At 70.7% G+C, this 19,749-nt stretch carries 17 protein-coding genes; 13 read left to right on the top strand and 4 right to left on the bottom strand.

All coding sequences use genetic code 11. The annotated features are described in order from the left end of the window. Positions 1-90: 90 nt before the first annotated feature. From OGH68_RS26045 to OGH68_RS26075, 7 genes are all read left to right on the top strand, one after another. On the top strand, positions 91-2,886 hold the full coding sequence (locus tag OGH68_RS26045) for an EAL domain-containing protein (protein ID WP_264250302.1): 2,796 nt from the start codon (positions 91-93) through the stop codon (positions 2,884-2,886). Positions 2,887-3,105: 219 nt separating this feature from the next. Continuing rightward, positions 3,106-4,974, top strand: a complete 1,869-nt coding sequence (locus OGH68_RS26050; RefSeq protein WP_264247408.1) for an acetolactate synthase large subunit — start codon at positions 3,106-3,108, stop codon at positions 4,972-4,974. 17 nt (positions 4,975-4,991) lie between these two features. Further along, positions 4,992-5,516 (top strand): acetolactate synthase small subunit, encoded by a 525-nt coding sequence (ilvN, locus tag OGH68_RS26055; protein ID WP_264247409.1) that lies wholly within the window; start codon positions 4,992-4,994, stop codon positions 5,514-5,516. A gap of 56 nt (positions 5,517-5,572) precedes the next feature. Continuing rightward, the gene (ilvC, locus tag OGH68_RS26060) at positions 5,573-6,625 is read left to right on the top strand and encodes a ketol-acid reductoisomerase (RefSeq protein WP_264247410.1); all 1,053 of its coding nucleotides are present in this window, start codon (positions 5,573-5,575) and stop codon (positions 6,623-6,625) included. 239 nt (positions 6,626-6,864) lie between these two features. Beyond that, entirely contained in the window at positions 6,865-8,457 is a 1,593-nt protein-coding gene (serA, locus tag OGH68_RS26065) for a phosphoglycerate dehydrogenase (protein WP_264247411.1), read from the top strand. Positions 8,458-8,790: 333 nt separating this feature from the next. Beyond that, positions 8,791-9,222, top strand: coding sequence for an NfeD family protein (locus OGH68_RS26070; RefSeq protein WP_264247413.1), 432 nt, complete (start codon positions 8,791-8,793; stop codon positions 9,220-9,222). Positions 9,223-9,225: 3 nt separating this feature from the next. Then, entirely contained in the window at positions 9,226-10,293 is a 1,068-nt protein-coding gene (locus OGH68_RS26075) for an SPFH domain-containing protein (protein ID WP_264247414.1), read from the top strand. An 80-nt stretch (positions 10,294-10,373) separates the two neighbouring features. Here OGH68_RS26075 and OGH68_RS36210 read toward each other — a convergent pair whose 3' ends face one another. Then, complete coding sequence (locus OGH68_RS36210; protein ID WP_319020243.1) at positions 10,374-10,529, bottom strand: hypothetical protein; 156 nt, start codon at positions 10,527-10,529, stop codon at positions 10,374-10,376. A 376-nt stretch (positions 10,530-10,905) separates the two neighbouring features. Continuing rightward, on the bottom strand, positions 10,906-12,210 hold the full coding sequence (locus OGH68_RS26085; protein ID WP_264247415.1) for a PucR family transcriptional regulator: 1,305 nt from the start codon (positions 12,208-12,210) through the stop codon (positions 10,906-10,908). Between the two features lie 169 nt (positions 12,211-12,379). Here OGH68_RS26085 and OGH68_RS26090 point away from each other — a divergent pair, with 169 nt between their 5' ends. The 3 genes from OGH68_RS26090 to OGH68_RS26100 all read left to right on the top strand — a co-directional run bounded on the left by OGH68_RS26090 (position 12,380) and on the right by OGH68_RS26100 (position 15,578). Then, the gene (locus OGH68_RS26090; RefSeq protein ID WP_264247417.1) at positions 12,380-13,360 is read left to right on the top strand and encodes a proline dehydrogenase family protein; all 981 of its coding nucleotides are present in this window, start codon (positions 12,380-12,382) and stop codon (positions 13,358-13,360) included. Positions 13,361-13,396: 36 nt separating this feature from the next. Beyond that, positions 13,397-15,028 carry an L-glutamate gamma-semialdehyde dehydrogenase gene (pruA, locus tag OGH68_RS26095; RefSeq protein WP_264247419.1) on the top strand — a complete coding sequence of 544 codons (1,632 nt, stop codon included), beginning with the start codon at positions 13,397-13,399 and terminating at the stop codon, positions 15,026-15,028. 133 nt (positions 15,029-15,161) lie between these two features. Beyond that, complete coding sequence (locus OGH68_RS26100) at positions 15,162-15,578, top strand: hypothetical protein (RefSeq protein WP_264247420.1); 417 nt, start codon at positions 15,162-15,164, stop codon at positions 15,576-15,578. Positions 15,579-15,734: 156 nt separating this feature from the next. On the opposite strand, the gene OGH68_RS26105 is transcribed toward OGH68_RS26100, so the two are convergent. Then, on the bottom strand, positions 15,735-16,460 hold the full coding sequence (locus OGH68_RS26105; protein ID WP_264247423.1) for a hypothetical protein: 726 nt from the start codon (positions 16,458-16,460) through the stop codon (positions 15,735-15,737). Further along, a complete protein-coding gene (locus tag OGH68_RS26110; protein ID WP_264247424.1) occupies positions 16,457-16,795 on the bottom strand; it encodes a PadR family transcriptional regulator in 339 nt (112 codons plus the stop codon). The genes OGH68_RS26105 and OGH68_RS26110 overlap by 4 nt, the downstream gene beginning before the upstream one ends. A gap of 289 nt (positions 16,796-17,084) precedes the next feature. Here OGH68_RS26110 and OGH68_RS26115 point away from each other — a divergent pair, with 289 nt between their 5' ends. The 3 genes from OGH68_RS26115 to OGH68_RS26125 all read left to right on the top strand — a co-directional run bounded on the left by OGH68_RS26115 (position 17,085) and on the right by OGH68_RS26125 (position 19,710). Beyond that, the gene (locus OGH68_RS26115) at positions 17,085-17,213 is read left to right on the top strand and encodes a hypothetical protein (RefSeq protein WP_264247425.1); all 129 of its coding nucleotides are present in this window, start codon (positions 17,085-17,087) and stop codon (positions 17,211-17,213) included. 85 nt (positions 17,214-17,298) lie between these two features. After that, positions 17,299-18,342 (top strand): 3-isopropylmalate dehydrogenase, encoded by a 1,044-nt coding sequence (locus OGH68_RS26120; RefSeq protein ID WP_264247426.1) that lies wholly within the window; start codon positions 17,299-17,301, stop codon positions 18,340-18,342. A gap of 261 nt (positions 18,343-18,603) precedes the next feature. After that, positions 18,604-19,710, top strand: coding sequence for a branched-chain amino acid aminotransferase (locus OGH68_RS26125; protein WP_264247427.1), 1,107 nt, complete (start codon positions 18,604-18,606; stop codon positions 19,708-19,710). Positions 19,711-19,749 lie beyond the last annotated feature (39 nt).

The raw sequence follows: 19,749 nt of genomic DNA on the forward strand, positions 1-19,749 counted from the left end.
GCGCAGCGCGACAGTGCCGCCCGCGATCCAGCAGCCCAACCCTCCGCGGCCGGCCGGCCGGCCCTGGACCGCGCGATGACCGCCCCCGAGATGCTGGTCCTCCGGGACGCGGTGCCGCGCGGCGGCGCGGGGGCGGCCGGCCAGATCGTCCTGGCGTTCGTCTGCGCGGGATACGGGTTGGGCGCGGCCTTCGGCTGGGGATCGGACCGACTGGCGCTGATCATGGGGGACTTCGGGCTCAGTCTCGCCGCCCTGGTCGCCGCCGTCTCCTGCCTGCTCTACGCGCGTACCCCGGCGTGCCGCTTCCGGCCCGCCTGGCTCCTGTTCGCGCTGTCCTCGGCGATGGCGTCGGCGGGGAACGCCGTCTGGGGCTGGTACGAGGTGGTGCTGGGCCGCCCGGTGCCGAGCCCGTCCCTCGCCGACCTGTTCTTCCTCTGCTTCGCGCCGCCCGCCATCGTCGGGCTCCTGGTGCTCGCCAAGCGGCCCGTTTCCAAGGCCGGCTGGGTCTGCCTCGGGCTGGACGCCTGGCTGATCGGCGGCTCGCTTCTCACCCTCTCCTGGAGCCTGGCGCTCGCCCACACCGCCCACGCGCAGGGCGAGAGCGTGGCCCTGGCGGCACTCTCGCTCGCCTACCCGCTGCTGGACATCGTGCTGGTCAGCATGGTCCTGGCACTGCACTTCCGCCGCTCCGCCGACAACCGGTCGGCGGTGAACACGGCGATCGCCGGCCTCGCGCTCACCGTGCTCTGCGACGCCCTGTTCACCTCACCGCTGCTGCGCGAGAGCTACCGCTCCGGCCAGCTGCTCGACGCCGGGTGGTTCGCGGGCTCGCTGGTGCTCGCATACGCCCCCTGGGGAGCGCGCAGGATGTCGGACTCCGCACGGCCGCCACGGGGCATGAGGCATCCGGGCCGGCCCATCACGAGTTCGCTCTCCGCGCTCACCCCGTACCTCGCCGCCGCCGTGTGCACCCTCGGCATTCTCTACAACGTCATCGAGGGCCGCCGCGTCGACCGGGTCGTCGTGCTCACGGGCTGCACCGTCGTCCTCGCCCTCGTCGTACGGCAGGGCATCATACTCCTCGACAACATCGCGCTCACCCACGAACTGGCCCAGAAGGAGAACCACTTCCGCTCACTGGTGCAGGGATCGAGCGACGTCATCATGATCGCCGCGCCGTCGGGGGTGCTGCGCTACGTCTCACCCGCGGCGGCCGGCGTCTACGGGCGGGACGCGGAGGAGCTCGTCGGCTCCGAGCTGGCCACCCTCATCCACCCGGACGACCTGGGGCGGGTGGTCCACGAGTTGCGCCGCTTCCTGGCCGCCGATCCGGCGCGGGAGCCGACCACCCGCATGGAGTGCCGCTTCAGGTCAGGCTCCGGCGACTGGCTCAACGTGGAGTCGACCGTCAGCCGCCACCAGGGCGGTCTGATCCTCAACAGCCGCGACGTCACGGAACGGGTGCGGCTCCAGGCCCAGTTGCAGCACAACGCGGAGCACGACCCGCTCACCGACCTGCCCAACCGCGCCCTGTTCACCGAGCGGGTCAGAGGCGCCCTCACCGGCCGCAGGGTGAGCGACGAGGGCACCGCCGTGCTCTTCATCGACCTCGACGGCTTCAAGGGCGTGAACGACCGGCTGGGCCACCAGGCGGGCGACGAGCTGCTGATCCAGGCGGCGCGGCGGCTGGCCGACTCCGTGCGGGCCGGGGACACGGCCGCCAGGCTCGGCGGCGACGAGTTCGCGGCCCTCATCGTGGGAGACGGCTCCGGCGACCGGGCCGCCCGCGAGTCCCAGGTGCTGGAGATCGCCGACAGGCTGCGGCTCATGCTCTCCCAGCCGTACCGCATCGACGGCGGCGAGGTGCGGGTCGCCGCGTCGATCGGTGTGGCCTTCGCCGAGCCGGCCATGAGCCCCACCGACCTCATGCGCAACGCGGACCTCGCCATGTACCGGGCCAAGGCCGGCGGCAAGGACCGTGTCGAGCTGTACGCGCCCCAGATGCAGGCCGAGGTGGTCCGCCGCACCGAGCTGGCCGCACGGCTGCGCAGCGCCCTGCACGAGGGCGAGTTCGCGCTGCTGCACCAGCCGGTCGTGAGCCTTGCCACCGGCCGCATCGCGGCGGTCTCCGCGCAGGCCCGCTGGCGTTCCGCCCAGGGCATCCTCTTCACGCCCGCCGAGTTCCTGCGGGTCTCCGACGAGGGCGACCGCAGCGCCGAACTCGGCCGCTGGCTGCTCGAGGAGGCCGTCGGCCAGGCGGCCGAGCGGCGGCGCCTGGGCCACGGGACAACGGTGTCGGTGCGCCTGTCGGCCCGGCTGCTTCTGGACAGATCCCTGCCGCTCGGCTCCATCGAGGCGCTGCTCACACGGCACGGCCTGCCGTCCGGCGCCCTGGTCATCGAACTCGCGGACAGTGACCCGCGGATCTCATTCGACGAGCTGGAGCAGCGGCTGACCGCCCTGCGCCGGATGGGGGTGCGGATCGCGCTGGACGGCTTCGGCAGCGGTTACGCGGCGATCAACGCCCTCCGCAGGCTCCCGGTGGACGTGCTGAAACTGGACAGAGGCCTGGTCGAAGGCGTCGTCGAGTCCGCCAGACTGCACAAGATCACCAGCGGGCTGCTCCGTATCGCCGGCGATCTCGGCATGCAGTCGGTCGCGGACGGGGTCGACGTCCCGGAGCAGGTGCTGGCGCTGCGCGCCATGGGGTGCACACACGGCCAGGGCATGGCCTTCTCGGGGCCCCTGGACGAGTACCGGCTGCGGCGCGCCCTGGTCGGAGGCGATTATCCGGTGCCCGCGGCCCTTCCCCTCCCGGTGCTCACGGCAGGCATCCCACCGGCCCGAGACGGCTCAAATAGTGAGACTCGCGTCCCACCCACTTGACAGTGGTGGCGCGCCGGGGGGAGGGTCATTGCCATGCGCACCCGAATTCTCGTACTTGGAAAGCGCGTCGGCTAGCAGGGCCGCACAGTCAGCTCTGCGAACACCCCCGACGCGCTCCCCTCGCTTGCCTCGCGGCACGAGGGGTTTTTTGTTGCACCGGCACGATTCGAATCCGTACCAAACCCTCGCGAAAACCTCAGCTTCGAGAAGAGAACGCCGATGACCGAGCAGGCCTCCGGGGCCCACCATCCGCAGCCGCGGGCCCGTAGCGGTGGACAGCCGTCCGCCACCGTCGAACACGTCACGGGTGCGCAGTCCCTGATTCGCTCTCTCGAGGAAGTAGGGGCCGACACGGTGTTCGGCATTCCGGGTGGTGCGATCCTCCCGGCGTACGACCCGATGATGGACTCCTCGAAGGTCCGCCACGTCCTCGTCCGCCACGAGCAGGGCGCCGGCCACGCCGCCACCGGTTACGCGCAGGCCACGGGCCGGGTCGGTGTCTGCATGGCCACCTCGGGCCCCGGCGCCACCAACCTGGTCACCCCGATCGCCGACGCGCACATGGACTCCGTGCCGCTCGTCGCGATCACCGGCCAGGTCGCCTCCAAGGCGATCGGTACGGACGCCTTCCAGGAGGCGGACATCTGCGGCATCACCATGCCGATCACCAAGCACAACTTCCTGGTGACCCGGGCGGACGACATCCCGCGCACCGTCGCGGAGGCCTTCCACATCGCCTCCACCGGCCGCCCGGGTCCCGTCCTGGTCGACATCGCCAAGGACGCCCTCCAGGCGCGGACGACCTTCAGCTGGCCCCCGCAGACCGAGCTGCCCGGCTACCGCCCGGTCACCAAGCCGCACGCCAAGCAGATCCGCGAGGCCGCCAAGCTGATCACCGGCGCCAAGCGCCCGGTCCTGTACGTCGGAGGCGGCGTCCTCAAGGCCGGCGCCACCGCCGAGCTGAAGGTGCTCGCCGAGCTCACCGGAGCCCCCGTCACCACCACCCTGATGGCGCTGGGCGCGTTCCCCGACAGCCACCCGCTGCACGTGGGAATGCCGGGCATGCACGGTGCGGTCACCGCCGTCACCGCGCTGCAGAAGGCCGACCTGATCGTCGCCCTCGGAGCCCGTTTCGACGACCGCGTCACCGGCAAGCTGGACAGCTTCGCGCCGTACGCCAAGATCGTTCACGCCGACATCGACCCGGCGGAGATCGGCAAGAACCGCACCGCGGACGTGCCGATCGTCGGTGACGCCCGCGAGGTCATCGCCGACCTGGTCCAGGCCGTCCAGGCCGAGCACACCGAGGGCAAGGCCGGCGCCTCCGCCCAGGAGAGGTACGCAGCCTGGTGGAAGGACCTCAACCGCTGGCGCGAGACTTACCCCCTCGGCTACGAGCAGCCCGCCGACGGCAGCCTCGCCCCGCAGCAGGTCATCCAGCGCATCGGCGAACTCGCCCCCGAGGGCACGATCTTCGCGGCGGGCGTGGGCCAGCACCAGATGTGGGCCGCCCACTTCATCGACTACGAGCAGCCGGCCACCTGGCTGAACTCGGGCGGCGCCGGGACGATGGGCTACGCGGTCCCCGCGGCGATGGGCGCCAAGGCCGGCGCCCCGGACCGCACGGTCTGGGCGATCGACGGCGACGGCTGCTTCCAGATGACCAACCAGGAACTGGTCACCTGCGCCCTGAACAACATCCCGATCAAGGTCGCCATCATCAACAACGGCGCCCTCGGCATGGTCCGGCAGTGGCAGACCCTCTTCTACAACCAGCGGTACTCCAACACCGTGCTGCACTCCGGCCCGGAGGCCACCGGCCTGGAGAGGAGCGCCGGCACCCGCGTCCCCGACTTCGTCAAGCTGTCCGAGGCCATGGGCTGCCACGCGATCCGCTGCGAGTCCCCGGACGACCTGGACAAGGTCATCGCCGAGGCCAACGCCATCAACGACCGTCCGGTCGTCATCGACTTCATCGTCCACGAGGACGCCCAGGTGTGGCCCATGGTCGCCGCCGGCACCTCCAACGACGAGGTCATGGCCGCCCGCGGCGTCCGCCCCGACTTCGGCGACAACGAAGACGACTGAGAGAGAGCGATAAGAACATGTCCAAGCACACGCTCTCGGTGCTGGTCGAGAACACCCCCGGCATTCTCGCCCGGATCGCCGCGCTGTTCTCCCGCCGCGGCTTCAACATCGACTCGCTCGCGGTCGGTGTCACCGAGCACCCCGACATCTCCCGCATCACCATCGTGGTGGGAGTCGAGGACCTGCCGCTCGAGCAGGTGACCAAGCAGCTCAACAAGCTCGTCAACGTCCTGAAGATCGTCGAGCTCGAGCCGGCCGCCGCGATCCAGCGCGAGCTCGTGCTGGTCAAGGTCCGCGCCGACAACGAGACCCGCTCGCAGATCGTCGAGATCGTCCAGCTGTTCCGCGCCAAGACCGTCGACGTCTCGCCCGAGGCCGTCACCATCGAGGCCACCGGATCGAGCGACAAGCTCGAGGCGATGCTGAAGATGCTCGAGCAGTTCGGCATCAAGGAGCTCGTCCAGTCCGGAACGATCGCCATAGGGCGTGGCGCCCGTTCCATCACGGACCGGTCGCTGCGCGCCCTGGACCGTTCCGCATAGCCCCCGGTTCTCGCCTGGCGAGACCGTGAAACTTTTCCCGCCTCTCCCGCCGTACGGTGGGACGCAAAGCGTCATTCCAAAGACGTGCACACCAAGGAGACAACCAAGTGGCCGAGCTGTTCTACGACGACGACGCCGACCTGTCCATCATCCAGAACCGCAAGGTCGCGGTCATCGGCTACGGCAGCCAGGGCCACGCCCACGCGCTGTCGCTGCGTGACTCGGGTGTCGACGTCCGCGTCGGTCTGCACGAGGGCTCCAAGTCCAAGGCGAAGGCCGAGGAGCAGGGCCTGCGCGTGGTGACCCCCGCCGAGGCCGCCGCCGAGGCCGACGTCATCATGATCCTGGTCCCGGACCCGATCCAGGCCCAGGTCTACGAGGAGTCCGTCAAGGACAACCTGAAGGACGGCGACGCCCTGTTCTTCGGCCACGGCCTCAACATCCGCTACGGCTTCATCAAGCCGCCGGCCGGTGTCGACGTCGCCATGGTCGCCCCCAAGGGTCCGGGCCACCTGGTCCGCCGCCAGTACGAGGAGGGCCGCGGCGTTCCGTGCATCGCCGCCGTCGAGCAGGACGCCACGGGCAAGGCCTTCGACCTGGCGCTGTCGTACGCCAAGGGCATCGGCGGCACCCGCGCGGGCGTCATCAAGACGACCTTCAAGGAAGAGACCGAGACCGACCTCTTCGGCGAGCAGGCCGTCCTGTGCGGTGGCACCGCGGCGCTGGTCAAGGCGGGCTTCGAGACCCTGACCGAGGCCGGCTACCAGCCGGAGATCGCGTACTTCGAGTGCCTCCACGAGCTGAAGCTGATCGTGGACCTCATGTACGAGGGCGGCCTGGAGAAGATGCGCTGGTCGGTCTCCGAGACCGCCGAGTGGGGCGACTACGTCACCGGCCCGCGGATCATCACGGACGACACCAAGGCCGAGATGAAGAAGGTCCTCGCCGAGATCCAGGACGGCACCTTCGCCAAGAACTGGATGGACGAGTACCACGGCGGCCTGAAGAAGTACAACGAGTACAAGACCCAGGACTCCGAGCACCTGCTGGAGACCACCGGCAAGGAGCTGCGCAAGCTCATGAGCTGGGTCGACAACGACGAGGCGTGAACCTCGGGGTGAGGGGGCCGGTCCACGGCCCCCTCACCCGTACGTCGGACCGCTTCTCCACTTCGTCCAGCCACGGACGGGTGATCCTGCCACCGAGGCGCAAGACGCACCGTGCGGCACCACTACACTCATCAACACACGCGTCAGGCCCACAGTGTCGTGCGTCTTCCACGCGGCTAGCCCCCTCCACCGCTGCGGCCGTCGGGACGGCCGTCTGCACCGGACATGTGAGGACTCACGTGAGCTCGAAACCTGTCGTACTCATCGCTGAAGAGCTGTCGCCCGCCACCGTCGACGCGCTGGGCCCGGATTTCGAGATCCGGCACTGCAATGGCGCCGACCGCGGGGAGCTCATTCCGGCGATCGCCGACGTCGACGCGATCCTGGTCCGCTCGGCCACCAAGGTCGACGCCGAGGCCATCGCCGCCGCCAAGAAGCTGCGCGTCGTCGCCCGTGCCGGTGTGGGCCTGGACAACGTGGACGTGTCCGCCGCCACCAAGGCCGGTGTGATGGTCGTCAACGCCCCGACGTCCAACATCGTCACCGCCGCCGAGCTCGCCTGCGGCCTGCTCGTCGCCACCGCGCGCAACATCCCCCAGGCCAACACCGCCCTGAAGAAGGGCGAGTGGAAGCGCTCCAAGTACACGGGCGTCGAGCTCAGCGAGAAGATCCTCGGCGTCGTCGGCCTCGGCCGGATCGGCGTCCTGGTCGCGCAGCGCATGTCCGCCTTCGGCATGAAGATCGTCGCCTACGACCCCTATGTGCAGCCCGCGCGCGCCGCGCAGATGGGCGTCAAGCTGCTCTCGCTCGACGAGCTGCTCGAGGTCTCCGACTTCATCACCGTCCACCTGCCCAAGACCCCCGAGACCCTCGGCCTGATCGGCGACGAGGCGCTGCACAAGGTCAAGCCGGCCGTCCGCATCGTCAACGCCGCCCGCGGCGGGATCGTCGACGAGGAGGCGCTGTTCTCGGCGCTGAAGGAGGGCCGGGTCGCCGGCGCGGGCCTGGACGTGTACGCGAAGGAGCCGTGCACCGACTCCCCGCTCTTCGAGCTCGACCAGGTCGTCTGCACCCCGCACCTCGGTGCGTCCACGGACGAGGCCCAGGAGAAGGCCGGTATCGCCGTCGCCCGCTCGGTCCGTCTCGCCCTCGCCGGTGAGCTGGTCCCCGACGCGGTCAACGTCCAGGGCGGCGTCATCGCCGAGGACGTACGGCCCGGTCTGCCGCTCGCCGAGAAGCTCGGCCGTATCTTCACCGCGCTCGCGGGCGAGGTGGCGGTCCGCCTCGACGTCGAGGTGTACGGCGAGATCACCCAGCACGACGTCAAGGTGCTCGAGCTGTCCGCGCTCAAGGGCGTGTTCGAGGACGTCGTCGACGAGACGGTCTCCTACGTCAACGCGCCGCTGTTCGCGCAGGAGCGCGGTGTCGAGGTCCGCCTGACGACCAGCTCCGAGTCCCCGGACCACCGCAACGTCGTCACCGTGCGCGGCACGCTCTCGGACGGCGAGGAGGTCGCGGTCTCCGGCACGCTGGCCGGCCCCAAGCACCTTCAGAAGATCGTCGCCATCGGCGAGCACGACGTGGACCTGGCCCTCGCCGACCACATGCTCGTGCTGCGCTACGACGACCGTCCCGGCGTCGTCGGCACGGTCGGCCGCATCCTCGGCGAGGCCGGTCTCAACATCGCGGGCATGCAGGTGTCCCGTGCGGAGGAGGGCGGCGAGGCGCTCGTCGTCCTGACGGTGGACGACACTGTGCCGGCGACGGTGCTCACGGAGATCGCCGAGGAGATCGGCGCGGCGTCCGCCCGCTCGGTGAACCTCACGGACTGACCCGTACGCTCCATCGCCCCGGCCCCCGGTCGCCCGCCTCGTGCCCGCGACCGGGGGCCGGCGCGTGTCCGGACGGCCGAGCGAACGGCCGGCCCGCCGTTCGGGCCGCCGCTCCCGGGGCAGGGCGCGAGCCGGTTCTCGCCCAACGGGTAAAATTACTCAAAAGTGGGCAATAGCCGCCTGAGGTCGCGGCGCCTGCCGTACGACCCCGCTCCTTGCACGGGGTCTCCAGAGGTACGCCGCAGCCCCGTACTGGCGGCCGGGTATCCGGTGTCCGCAGCCAGTCAGCGGTCCGGCCGTTCGCTCACCTGCACAGGTCAGGAGGGGCACGCCATGGACGCATGGCTGATCTGGTTGATCGTCGCGGCGCTGCTGGTCGTGGCGGAGATCTTCACGCTCACCGCTTCACTGGGGCTGCTGGGCGGGGCCGCGTTGGTCACGGCAGGAGCCGCCGCGATCGGCCTTCCGCTGCCCTGGCAGTTGCTGGTGTTCACCGTCGTCGCCACGGCGAGCATGCTCTTCCTGCGCCCCCTCGCGCTGCGCCACGTGTTCCAGCCGCAGAGGGAACGATTCGGCGTGGACGCGCTGGTCGGCAAGGGTGCCTATGTCGTCTCGGAGGTGACGGGCCTGAGCGGCAGGGTTCGCATCGGCGGCGAGGAATGGACGGCCCGCGCGTATGACGAGACGCTGGTGATTCCTCCGGGAACGACCGTCGACGTCATTGAGATCAGCGGCACCACCGCGCTCGTCTACCCCCGGGAGTGATCCATGGAAGCCTCGGCAGCCCTCGTCGCCGGCCTGATCGTCGCGCTGATCGCCGTCTTCACCGTGGTGCGCGCGGTACGGATCGTGCCCCAGGCGCGTGCGCGCAACGTCGAACGACTCGGCCGTTACCACCGCACGCTCCAGCCCGGTCTCAACCTCGTCATCCCCTACATCGACCGTGTTCACCCGGTGATCGACCTGCGGGAACAGGTCGTCTCCTTCAGGCCGCAGCCGGTCATCACCGAGGACAACCTCGTCGTCGAGATCGACACCGTGCTGTACTTCCAGGTCACGGACCCCCGGGCGGCCTTCTACGAGATCGCGAACTTCCTCCAGGCCGTCGAGCAGCTCACCGTCACCACCCTGCGCAACGTCGTGGGGTCCATGGACCTGGAGAAGACGCTGACCTCGCGCGACACCATCAACAGCCAGCTCCGCGGCGTGCTGGACGACGCCACCGGCAAGTGGGGGCTGAGGGTCAACCGGGTGGAGATCAAGGCCATCGACCCCCCGCAGTCCATCAAGGACGCGATGCAGAAGCAGATGCGGGCAGAGCGGGACAAGCGGGCCGCGATTCTCGGTGCCGAAGGGCAACGCCAGTCGCAGATCCTGACCGCGGAAGGCGACAAGCAGTCCGCCGTCCTGCGCGCGGAGGGCAATCGCACCGCCGAGATCCTCAAGGCCGAGGGCCAGGCCCGGGCCATCGACGAGGTGTTCCAGGCGGTGCACCGCAACGACCCCGATCCGAAGCTGCTCGCCTACCAGTACCTCCAGACGCTGCCCCAGCTCGCCCAGGGACCGGGCAGCACCTTCTGGGTGATCCCCGGCGAGGTCACCGCAGCACTGGAGGGGGTGTCCCGCGCCTTCGGCGAGGTGCTGCCCCAGTCGCCGGCCACCCGTGAGACGTCCTCGGACGACAGGTCCGCCCAGGCCGCCGACGACGCGGCGCAGGCGGCGGAAGCCGCCGCCGAGGCGCTCGCCGACGCGGCCAGGGCCGACGAATCCGCCACCGGCCGCCGCCCTTCCGCCGCACAGCGGCGGACCGGTGGTGGCCTGCCGACGGCGGACTGACGCCGCACGGTCCGACGAGGGCGACGCACCGGCCGCTGCCGCTGATCGGGGCCGGTGGGCCGCTCGACCCGCGAAGGGGTTCAGAGCGTCTGCCGCTGGTTCCCGAGTGCCGCCGCCTCCGCCCTCACCGGCTCGGCCCCGCTGTCGCACCGCGCGCCACGTCGGCGCAGCCACACCGCCGCCGGCACCGCCGCCCCGACCAGCACCGCCGCGCCGCCCACCGCTGCCGCGCGCATACCGTTGACGAAGGCCTCGCGGGCGACCGCCAGCAGCGATTCGCCCGCCGCGCCCGGAAGCCGCCCGGCGAGACCGTGCTCGCGCCGCCCAGCGTCTCGCGGGCGGTGTCGAGCGCGCCGTCCGGCAGGCCGGCGGGAGCGCCGTCGGTGACCCCCGGCGGTAGACCGCCGTACCCAAGCTGCCGAGGAACGCCATGCCGACGCGCCGCCGAACTCCTGCCCGGTCTCCAGCACCGAAGCCGCCGAGCCGGCCTTCTCCGCCGGTGCGGCGGCGGACGAACTCGCCGAGGGGCTGCGGCGGGTCACGAGGTCGGCCCGGGACGTCGCGACGGGGGAGTCCTGACCCGGCCGCGCCTCAGGCGCCGGTCCCCGGCGCCTAAAGCCGTGCGGCCTTGAGCGCCATGTGCAGCAGCAGCCGGTGCTCCCCGTCGTCGAGATCCAGGCCGGTGAGCTGCTCGACGCGCGAGAGCCGGTAGTAGAGCGTCTGGCGGTGGATGCCCAGCGCCGCGGCGGTGCGGCCTGCCTGGCCCGCGCAGTCGAGGAACATCTCGGCGGTGCGCGCCAGTTCGGCGTGCGCCGGGACCAGCAGCTCCCGTACGGCAGGGTCCTCCGCCACCGTCACGGGCAGGGCCGTCAGCATGCGGTACGGCCCGAGGTCCGCCCATCGGGCGACCGGTCCCAGCCCTGCCTGCGCATGCGCGGCCCGCGCCGCCGACACCGCCTCCCGCCAGGCGCTGCCGAGCCCGGCGAGGCCGTGCCGGGCCTCGGCCAGTCCCGCGGCCGCCGCGCGCGGCAGGGGGATGCCCGTGTCCGGCTCGCCGGAGGCCGCGCGCGCCGCGGCCTCCCGCAGCCGGGAGGCGACCGTCTCGGCGGGAGCCGGGTTGCCGGCCGAACGCAGCCGGACCAGCGCGGCCACGGCTGCCGACGCCATCGGCGCGGCGGCAGGGCCCGCGGCCGGTGACCCGGCGCCGCCGGAACCGGCCGGCGCGGAGCTCCCGGCCCGTGTGCCGCCGCGCCGTCCGTCCGCCTCGAACGATCCCGCCGCCGGCAGCGTCACCGTGCACAGCGCCGACGCCCCCGGCAGGGCCCGCACCGAAGGCGCGTCGTCGGCGGTCCACGGCGTCACACACACCAGAACGTGCAGGCCCTCCGCGTCCTGGCCCAGTCCGGTGGCCAGCTCCGCCACCGCCATGTCGTACTGCCAGCCCCGCTCCGCCGTGAGGACCGCGCGCAGTTCCCGGGACAGGTCCGCCCCGGCGCGCTCCTCGTCCGCGAGGAGGACGCCGATCCGCTCGGTCACCTCCATGGCGGCCGTCAGCTGCTCCGCGGTCGGCCCGGGATCGGCGTCGAGCAGCCACACGTACCCGAGGGCGACGCCCCGGTGGCGTACCGGCAGGCAGATCCGGTCGCGGTAGACACCCGCCTCCGGGGCGGCCGGGATGCGGACCGGGCCGGTCGCGCGGGTGATGCCGAAGCCCTCGAACCAGGAACGGACCGCCGGGGTCGACTTCCGGGTCAGGATCGAACGGGTGCGGACCGGATCGAGCGTGGTCTCGTCGAAGGCGCTGTCGCTGTCGTGCGCTCCGAAGGCGATCAGCCCGAAGTCGCGGTTCTCCAAAGTCGCCGGCATGGCCAGCAGCGCGGAGATCTCGTCGACCAGATCCTGGTAATCGCCCTTCACGCAGCCATTCTCGCACCCTTCAGACATATGTCTGAGATCCCGGACACGGATGCGTGACAGCTGTCGATGGCAGACGCCCGGCGCCATCCTTAGGTTCAGGGTGGTTCTTCGTGCCGTCTCCAAACGTTTGGTTCCGGCCACTTCAACACCTGTTCCGTGGAGGTGCCCCGTGCTGGGTCCCGTGATCCTCGCCGCTTCGCGCAGCGACAAGATGCGCCGCTTCGTGTCGGCCGCCCCGGGGACCAAACAGGTCGTCGCCCGGTTCATCGCCGGTGAGACGGTCGAGCAGGTCGTCCCGATCGTCAAGGACGCCGCGGCCAAGGGCCTCGAGGTCACCCTCGACGTCGTCGGCGAGGACATCACCACCCCCGAGCAGGCCGCCGCCGCGCGTGACGCCTACCTCGACCTGGTCGAGCACCTGGCGGATCTCGGCCTCGGGGCGAGGGCCGAGATGTCGGTCAAACTCTCCATGTTCGGCCAGTCCCTCCCGTCTCCCGCCGCCACCCTCAACGGAGGGCCCTCCGGGCCCGCCCCCACATTCCCGGGCGGCCACGAGCTGGCGCTCGCCAACGTCCGCCCCGTCGTCGAGGCCGCCGCGGCCATCGGCACGACGGTTACGCTGGATGCGGAGGACCACACCACCCTCGACTCGATGTTTGCCATCCACGAGGAGCTCCGCAAGGACTTCCCGCAGACCGGATGCGTGATCCAGGCCTACCTGTTCCGCACCGAGGACGACGCCCGCCGCCTCTCTGAGGCCGGCAGCCGTGTGCGCATCGTCAAGGGCGCGTACAAGGAGCCCGCCTCCGTCGCGTACCAGGACAAGGCCGAGATCGACAAGGCGTACGTCCGCATCCTCAAGATCCTCATGGAGGGCGACGGCTACCCGATGATCGGGTCGCACGACCCGCGTCTGATCGCCATCACCCAGGAGCTGGCCCACCGCGCCGGCCGCAAGCTCGACGAGTACGAGTTCCAGATGCTGTACGGCATCCGCAGCGACGAGCACCTCCGGCTGGCGGCCGAGGGCCACCGGATGCGGGTCTACACCGCGTACGGGACCGACTGGTACGGCTACTTCATGCGTCGTCTCGCGGAGAAGCCGGCCAACCTGCTCTTCTTCCTCCGCTCGATGATCACCAAGGGCTGAGCCCCTCCCACCCCTCGCTAAGGAGCAACGGAACCCATGGACGCTGTCACCCAGGTCCCCGCCCCGGTCAACGAGCCGGTGCACGGTTATGCCCCCGGCTCGCCCGAGCGCGCCCGCCTCGAGGCCAAGCTCAAGGAGCTGGCCGAGAACCCGATCGAGCTGCCGATGACCATCGGCGGAGTGAAGCGGATGGGCGGCGGCGAGCGCGTCGACGTCGTACAGCCGCACAACCACAAGGCCGTCATCGGCACCTTCGCCACGGCCACCCAGCAGGACGCGCAGGACGCGATCGACGCCGCCCTCGCCGCCGCGCCGGCCTGGCGCGCCATGTCCTTCGACGACCGCGCCGCGATCATCCTGCGCGCCGCCGAGCTGCTGTCCGGTCCGTGGCGCGAGACGCTGGCCGCCTCCACCATGCTCGGCCAGTCGAAGACCGCCCAGCAGGCCGAGATCGACACCCCGTGCGAGCTCATCGACTTCTGGCGCTTCAACGTCAAGTACGCGCGTGACCTGATGGCCGAGCAGCCGGTGGCCAACTCGCCGGGCGTGTGGAACCGCCTCGACCACCGGCCGCTCGAGGGCTTCGTCTACGCGATCACCCCGTTCAACTTCACCGCCATCGCCGGCAACCTGCCGACCGCGCCCGCTCTCATGGGCAACGTCGTCGTCTGGAAGCCGTCCCCGACGCAGACCCACGCCGCCGTGCTGCTGATGCAGCTCCTGGAGGAGGCCGGTCTGCCCAAGGGCGTCATCAACCTGGTGACCGGTGACGGCATCGCCGTCTCCGAGGTGGCCCTCGAGCACCCGATGCTCGCCGGCATCCACTTCACCGGCTCCACCAAGACCTTCCAGCACCTGTGGAAGACGGTCGGCAACAACATCGAGAAGTACCGCTCCTACCCGCGGATCGTCGGCGAGACGGGCGGCAAGGACTTCGTCGTCGCCCACCCGAGCGCCGACCGCGCCGTCCTCAAGACCGCGCTGACCCGTGGTTCGTTCGAGTTCCAGGGCCAGAAGTGCTCCGCGTCCTCGCGGGCGTACATCCCGGCCTCGATCTGGAACTCCGGCTTCAAGGAGGAGTTCGCCGCCGAGGTCGACGCCATCAAGATGGGTGACGTCACCGACCTGACGAACTTCATCGGCGCCGTCATCGACGAGCGGGCCTTCGCCAAGAACAAGGCCGCGATCGACCGCGCCAAGGCCGACCCGACCTGCACGATCGTCGCCGGCGGCAGCTACGACGACTCGACCGGGTACTTCGTCCGCCCGACCGTCGTCGAGTGCGACGACCCGGCCAACGAGGTCTTCACCACCGAGTACTTCGGCCCGTTCCTCGCCGTCCACGTCTACGAGGACGACAAGTACGAGGAGATGCTGGAGCAGATGGAGTCGGTGTCCGCGTACGCGCTGACCGGCTCGATCATCGCCGGTGACCGGGCCGCCGCGGCCGACGCGATGGAGAAGCTCCGCTACGCGGCGGGCAACTTCTACATCAACGACAAGTCGACCGGCGCCGTCGTCGGCCAGCAGCCCTTCGGCGGCGGCCGTGCCTCCGGCACCAACGACAAGGCGGGCGCCCCGCAGAACCTGATGCGCTGGACGCTGACCCGCGCCATCAAGGAGACGCTGGTCGCTCCGACCGACTACACGTACCCGCACATGGGCTGACCCGACCGGTCGCCCCAAGGCTCCGCCCCCGTCCCGGCCCCCACGCCGGAACGGGGGCGGCTTCCATGTGCGACCCGGGCGGGTGTTGACGACGGCTCAGTTTGCGGCGTCGCGTGCCGGATACCCGAGTGGCATGGCTGAGACCAAGAAGAACACGACCAGGGCACGTACGAGCAACGCCGGCACGCGAGCACGGCAGGCCGACGACACCGCGAGGGACACGGCGAAGGACACGGCGAAGAGCACGGCCGGAGCCACCACGGACGGCACCGGCCGGCGGACGGCCGAGTCGGTGCGCGGCATCGGCGACGCCACGACCCGTAAGGCGGCGGACGCCGCGCGGACCGTGCAGCGCACGGCGGCCTCCGCGGCCGGTACGGCCGCGGAGACGGCAGGCGCCGTCTGGACCGTCGTCAAGGCGCGCAAGGCCGTGGTGGCCGGGGCCGGCACGGGTGTCGTCACCGCGGTGGCCGGCTCGTACGCGCTCGGCCGCCGGGTCGGCCTGCGGCAGCGCGGCCCGCTCTCCCGCCTTACCGGCGGCAGGCTCTGAGGCGCCGGTCCTGACGGTGACCGACGGGGCGGTACGACCTCGGTGCGCTCCCGGCGCCCGGCGGCGGGCTCCCGGCTGTCCGCCCCCGCCGCCGGCGCGCTCGTCCTCGACCGGCGTGACGGGGACGTGCTGTGACCGTCCCCGCGCGCGACCCCCTCAGGCGGTGTCGCCGCAGCTCTTGGCGACGGTGCGCCTGACCCAGTAGGTCATGCCGAAGGTGCCGGCCAGCAGCACCGGGAACGCGACGGCGAAGTCGAGGTTGTGGCTGTAGTACGCGGTCAGGATCACGGCTGTGACCGTCAGCCAGCCCACACTCGCGATCCACCCCTTGACGCCGATGTACCAGGAACGTGCGGGGCGGGCGGGCAGCGCGTCGAGTGTGGCGGTCGGTCCCGCGCTCGCCGCCCGCGGGCGTTTGAAATACGCGTAGAAGAACCACTCGCCGCACGGCTCCCAGCCTTCCGGGACGAGCCTGCCGAGCACCTCGTCGCGCTGCTTGCCGCCCACGATCTCGCGGCGGTACTCCCAGCGGAGCGCCGTGCCGCGCGGTCGCCGGCACACGAACCGGCCGAGCGCGTCCAGCCGTTCCACCTCCCAGCCCTGGTCGCCGTGGGCCGAGAGCAGTCTGCGGTCGTTGTAGACGTCCGCCGTCCAGGTCCAGGTCTCCGCCGCCTCGGGCGGTCCGGCCGCCTCGGGCGCGGTGCCGCCCAGAGCCGCCGCGAAGTCGGCGGCCGGGCCGAACTCCTCCTCGGGCGTGGTGCCCGTCTCGGCCAGATACGCGGTCAGATCGACGACGGTTGCGGCTGCCCGGTCCTCGGGGACGTGTGCCGCGCGAAGGGCGGCGGCGAGTTCCTCGAAGTAGCCGGTGTGGTCTGTGGTCATCTCGTTCCCCCTGTGGACAGCTGGATCCTGACGGCGGTGTGGAAGTCGGTCCAGGCCTCGCTCTCGGCTGCGAGGTGCTCCCGGCCCCGGTCGGTGAGCCGGTAGTAGCGGCGCCCGGGTCCGCGCTCGGCGGCCCTGAACTCGCCCACCACGAGCCCGGCTTCCTCGAGACGGTTGAGCACCGGATAGAGCGTGCCGCCCTTGATCTGACCGAGTCCCGCTTCGGCGAGAGCCTTGGAGATCTCGTAGCCGTAGCTCTCGCCCGGCGTGAGGCAGGAAAGGACGAGCAGGTCGAGTACGCCCTTGAGCCAGCTGGATCTGCGGTCTGCGGCCATGGCTGTATTTCATCACCAGCTAGGTAGGAATGCAATCTAGGTGGCTGTGCTGACGCTTCGCCGGTTTCCGCCGGCCCCGGCGATGATCGCGTCTCAGATAGTAGGAAGTCCGAGTAATTGTGGAGACAGCTCGGCCCGACTGTCCTACGTTTGTGGGAGCCGAACGTCTCGCTCGATCCAGCGAATGGCGGTCGCGAGCCCGTGCCCCCGTGCAGGCAACCCCTGCGGCACCGCTCCCCGCCCCTTCCGGCGCCTCGAAATCTCTTCTGATCTCAAGGAGTCGATCACCATGACCGCTGTGACCGTCCGCCGAGTCCGCCACGCCTCCCGCACCACCGAGTCCGACCGCAGGAACGCCGCCGCGGCCCTGCAGCGCGCCCTCGACCGCCGGGACAACGGCGGCTCCACCGGCCACTGATACGAACGCGCGCCGGACACCGGGGCGGTCGTCCGCATCGTGGACATTGCATGTCAATGAATGGGACGGGGAGTAGGGTGCCGACATGTCTCGCAGCATCAATCTCGCAGTTGTCCCCGGTGACGGCATCGGCCAGGAGGTCGTGGCGCAGGGCCTGAAGGTCCTTGCCGCGGTCCTGCCTCAGGATGTGAAGCTGGACACCAAGGAGTACGACCTCGGCGCCCGGCGCTGGCACCGCACCGGAGAGACTCTCCCCGACGCGGAGCTCGACTCCCTCAAGGGCCATGACGCGATCCTCCTCGGCGCCATCGGCGACCCGTCGGTGCCGTCCGGTGTGCTGGAGCGCGGTCTGCTGCTGAAGCTGCGGTTCGCGTTCGACCACTACGTCAACCTGCGTCCGTCGAAGCTGTTCCCGAACACGGCCACCCCGCTGGCCGGCCGGCCGGACATCGACTTCGTCGTCGTCCGCGAGGGCACCGAGGGCCCGTACACGGGCAACGGCGGCTCCCTGCGCACCGGCACCCCCGCCGAGGTCGCCACCGAGGTCAGCCTCAACACCGCGTACGGCGTGGAGCGCGTCGTCCGCGACGCGTACGAGCGGGCGAACTCCCGCCCCCGCAAGAAGCTGACGCTCGTCCACAAGAACAACGTCCTCGTGTACGCGGGCCACATGTGGAAGAACATCTTCGACAAGGTCGGCCAGGAGTACCCCGAGGTCACCACCGACTATCTGCACGTCGACGCCGCGACGATCTTCTTCGTCACCCAGCCGGAGCGCTTCGACGTCATCGTCACCGACAATCTCTTCGGTGACATCCTCACCGACCTCGCCGCTGCCGTGACCGGCGGCATCGGCCTGGCCGCCTCCGGCAACATCAACCCGACGGGTGAATTCCCGTCGATGTTCGAGCCTGTGCACGGCTCCGCGCCCGACATCGCGGGCACCGGCAAGGCCGACCCCACCGCGACCATCCTCTCCGTCTCCCTGCTGCTGCGGCACCTGGGGTACGAGAACGAGGCCGTCCGCATCGAGGACGCGGTCGCCGCCGACCTGGCGGAGCGCACCTCCGACACCGTCCGCACGACGGACGAGATCGGCGACGCTCTCGCGGTACGAGTAGCGAGCTGACCCGCCGGACACCGATTCCGGGGCGTCCCCGGACACCCCAGAAGCCGCCGGGTCGCAATCTCCCACCGCGCCCGGCGGCTTTTCCTGTGCGGCCCCCGGGTGCCACCATCGAATCCTGGGCCGCATTCACGCCGTTCCCTGCACGGTCACCCACGGGCGATAATCGGACGTGGACCGTGGTGGTGCACGGCGATGCTCGGACGTCCAAGCAGTCGGCGTGAGCGCGGTCCGTCACAACAACCGGTGAAGGACACTGCACTCATGACGACGCCCACGATCGAGCTCAAGCCCTCCTCGCACCCGCTGTCCGACGCGGAGCGTGAGGCGATCCTGGCCAATCCGGGATTCGGCCGCCACTTCACCGACCACATGGTGACGATCAAGTGGACGGAGGGGCGTGGCTGGCACGACGGCCAGCTCGTTCCGTACGGGCCGCTGTCCATGGACCCGGCCAACATGACCCTGCACTACGCGCAGGAGATCTTCGAGGGCCTCAAGGCGTACCGCCGCCCCGACGGCTCCGTCGCCACCTTCCGCCCCGAGGCCAACGCCGAGCGCTTCCAGCGTTCCGCGCGCCGCCTGGCGATGCCCGAGCTGCCGGTCGACACCTTCATCGCCGCCTGCGACGCGCTGGTCCAGCAGGACAAGGGCTGGGTCCCGGCCCACGGCGGCGAGGAGTCGCTCTACCTGCGCCCGTTCATGATCGCGAGCGAGGTCGGCCTCGGTGTGAAGCCGGCCAACGAGTACCTCTTCATCGTCATCGCCTCTCCGGCCGGCGCCTACTTCCCGGGCGGCGTCAAGCCCGTCTCGATCTGGCTCTCCGAGGACCGGGTCCGCGCCGTCCCCGGCGGCATGGGCGACGCCAAGACCGGCGGCAACTACGCCGCGTCCCTTCTCGCTCAGGCCGAGGCCGCGCAGCAGGGCTGCGACCAGGTCGCCTACCTCGACGCCGTCGAGCACAAGTGGGTCGAGGAACTGGGGGGCATGAACCTGTGCTTCGTCTACGAGACCGGCTCCGGCGGTGACCTCAGGATCGTCACCCCCGAGCTCACGGGCTCGCTGCTCGCCGGCATCACCCGCGACTCGCTCCTCACCCTGGCCAAGGACCTCGGTTACGGGTCGGAGGAGAGCCGCATCTCCATCGACCAGTGGCAGGCCGACACCGAGAACGGCACGCTGAAGGAGGTCTTCGCCTGCGGCACGGCCGCGGTGATCACCCCCGTCGGCACGGTCAAGTCCGCCCGCGGGGAGTGGCAGCAGTCCGGTGGGCAGCCGGGCGAGGTCACGATGAAGTTGCGCAAGGCGCTGCTGGACATCCAGACGGGCAAGGCGGAGGACGTCCACGGCTGGACGCACGAACTGGCCTGACGCACGGTGGCCTCAAACGCCGGCGAGGCTGCTTTGCGG

Source organism: Streptomyces peucetius, from assembly GCF_025854275.1.
Classification (GTDB): Bacteria; Actinomycetota; Actinomycetes; order Streptomycetales; family Streptomycetaceae; genus Streptomyces; species Streptomyces peucetius_A.

Excerpts from the sequence above, each read along its gene's own strand:
- OGH68_RS26120 (WP_264247426.1), top strand. The coding sequence starts at position 17,299 with ATGTCTCGCAGCATCAATCTCGCAGTTGTCCCCGGTGACGGCATCGGC.
- OGH68_RS26045 (WP_264250302.1), top strand. The coding sequence starts at position 91 with ATGCTGGTCCTCCGGGACGCGGTGCCGCGCGGCGGCGCGGGGGCGGCC.
- OGH68_RS26070 (WP_264247413.1), top strand. The coding sequence starts at position 8,791 with ATGGACGCATGGCTGATCTGGTTGATCGTCGCGGCGCTGCTGGTCGTG.
- OGH68_RS26110 (WP_264247424.1), bottom strand. The coding sequence starts at position 16,795 with ATGGCCGCAGACCGCAGATCCAGCTGGCTCAAGGGCGTACTCGACCTG.
- OGH68_RS26100 (WP_264247420.1), top strand. The coding sequence starts at position 15,162 with ATGGCTGAGACCAAGAAGAACACGACCAGGGCACGTACGAGCAACGCC.
- OGH68_RS36210 (WP_319020243.1), bottom strand. The coding sequence starts at position 10,529 with ATGCGCGCGGCAGCGGTGGGCGGCGCGGCGGTGCTGGTCGGGGCGGCG.
- OGH68_RS26115 (WP_264247425.1), top strand. The coding sequence starts at position 17,085 with ATGACCGCTGTGACCGTCCGCCGAGTCCGCCACGCCTCCCGCACCACC.
- OGH68_RS26075 (WP_264247414.1), top strand. The coding sequence starts at position 9,226 with ATGGAAGCCTCGGCAGCCCTCGTCGCCGGCCTGATCGTCGCGCTGATC.
- OGH68_RS26105 (WP_264247423.1), bottom strand. The coding sequence starts at position 16,460 with ATGACCACAGACCACACCGGCTACTTCGAGGAACTCGCCGCCGCCCTT.
- ilvN (WP_264247409.1), top strand. The coding sequence starts at position 4,992 with ATGTCCAAGCACACGCTCTCGGTGCTGGTCGAGAACACCCCCGGCATT.
- pruA (WP_264247419.1), top strand. The coding sequence starts at position 13,397 with ATGGACGCTGTCACCCAGGTCCCCGCCCCGGTCAACGAGCCGGTGCAC.
- OGH68_RS26050 (WP_264247408.1), top strand. The coding sequence starts at position 3,106 with ATGACCGAGCAGGCCTCCGGGGCCCACCATCCGCAGCCGCGGGCCCGT.
- OGH68_RS26125 (WP_264247427.1), top strand. The coding sequence starts at position 18,604 with ATGACGACGCCCACGATCGAGCTCAAGCCCTCCTCGCACCCGCTGTCC.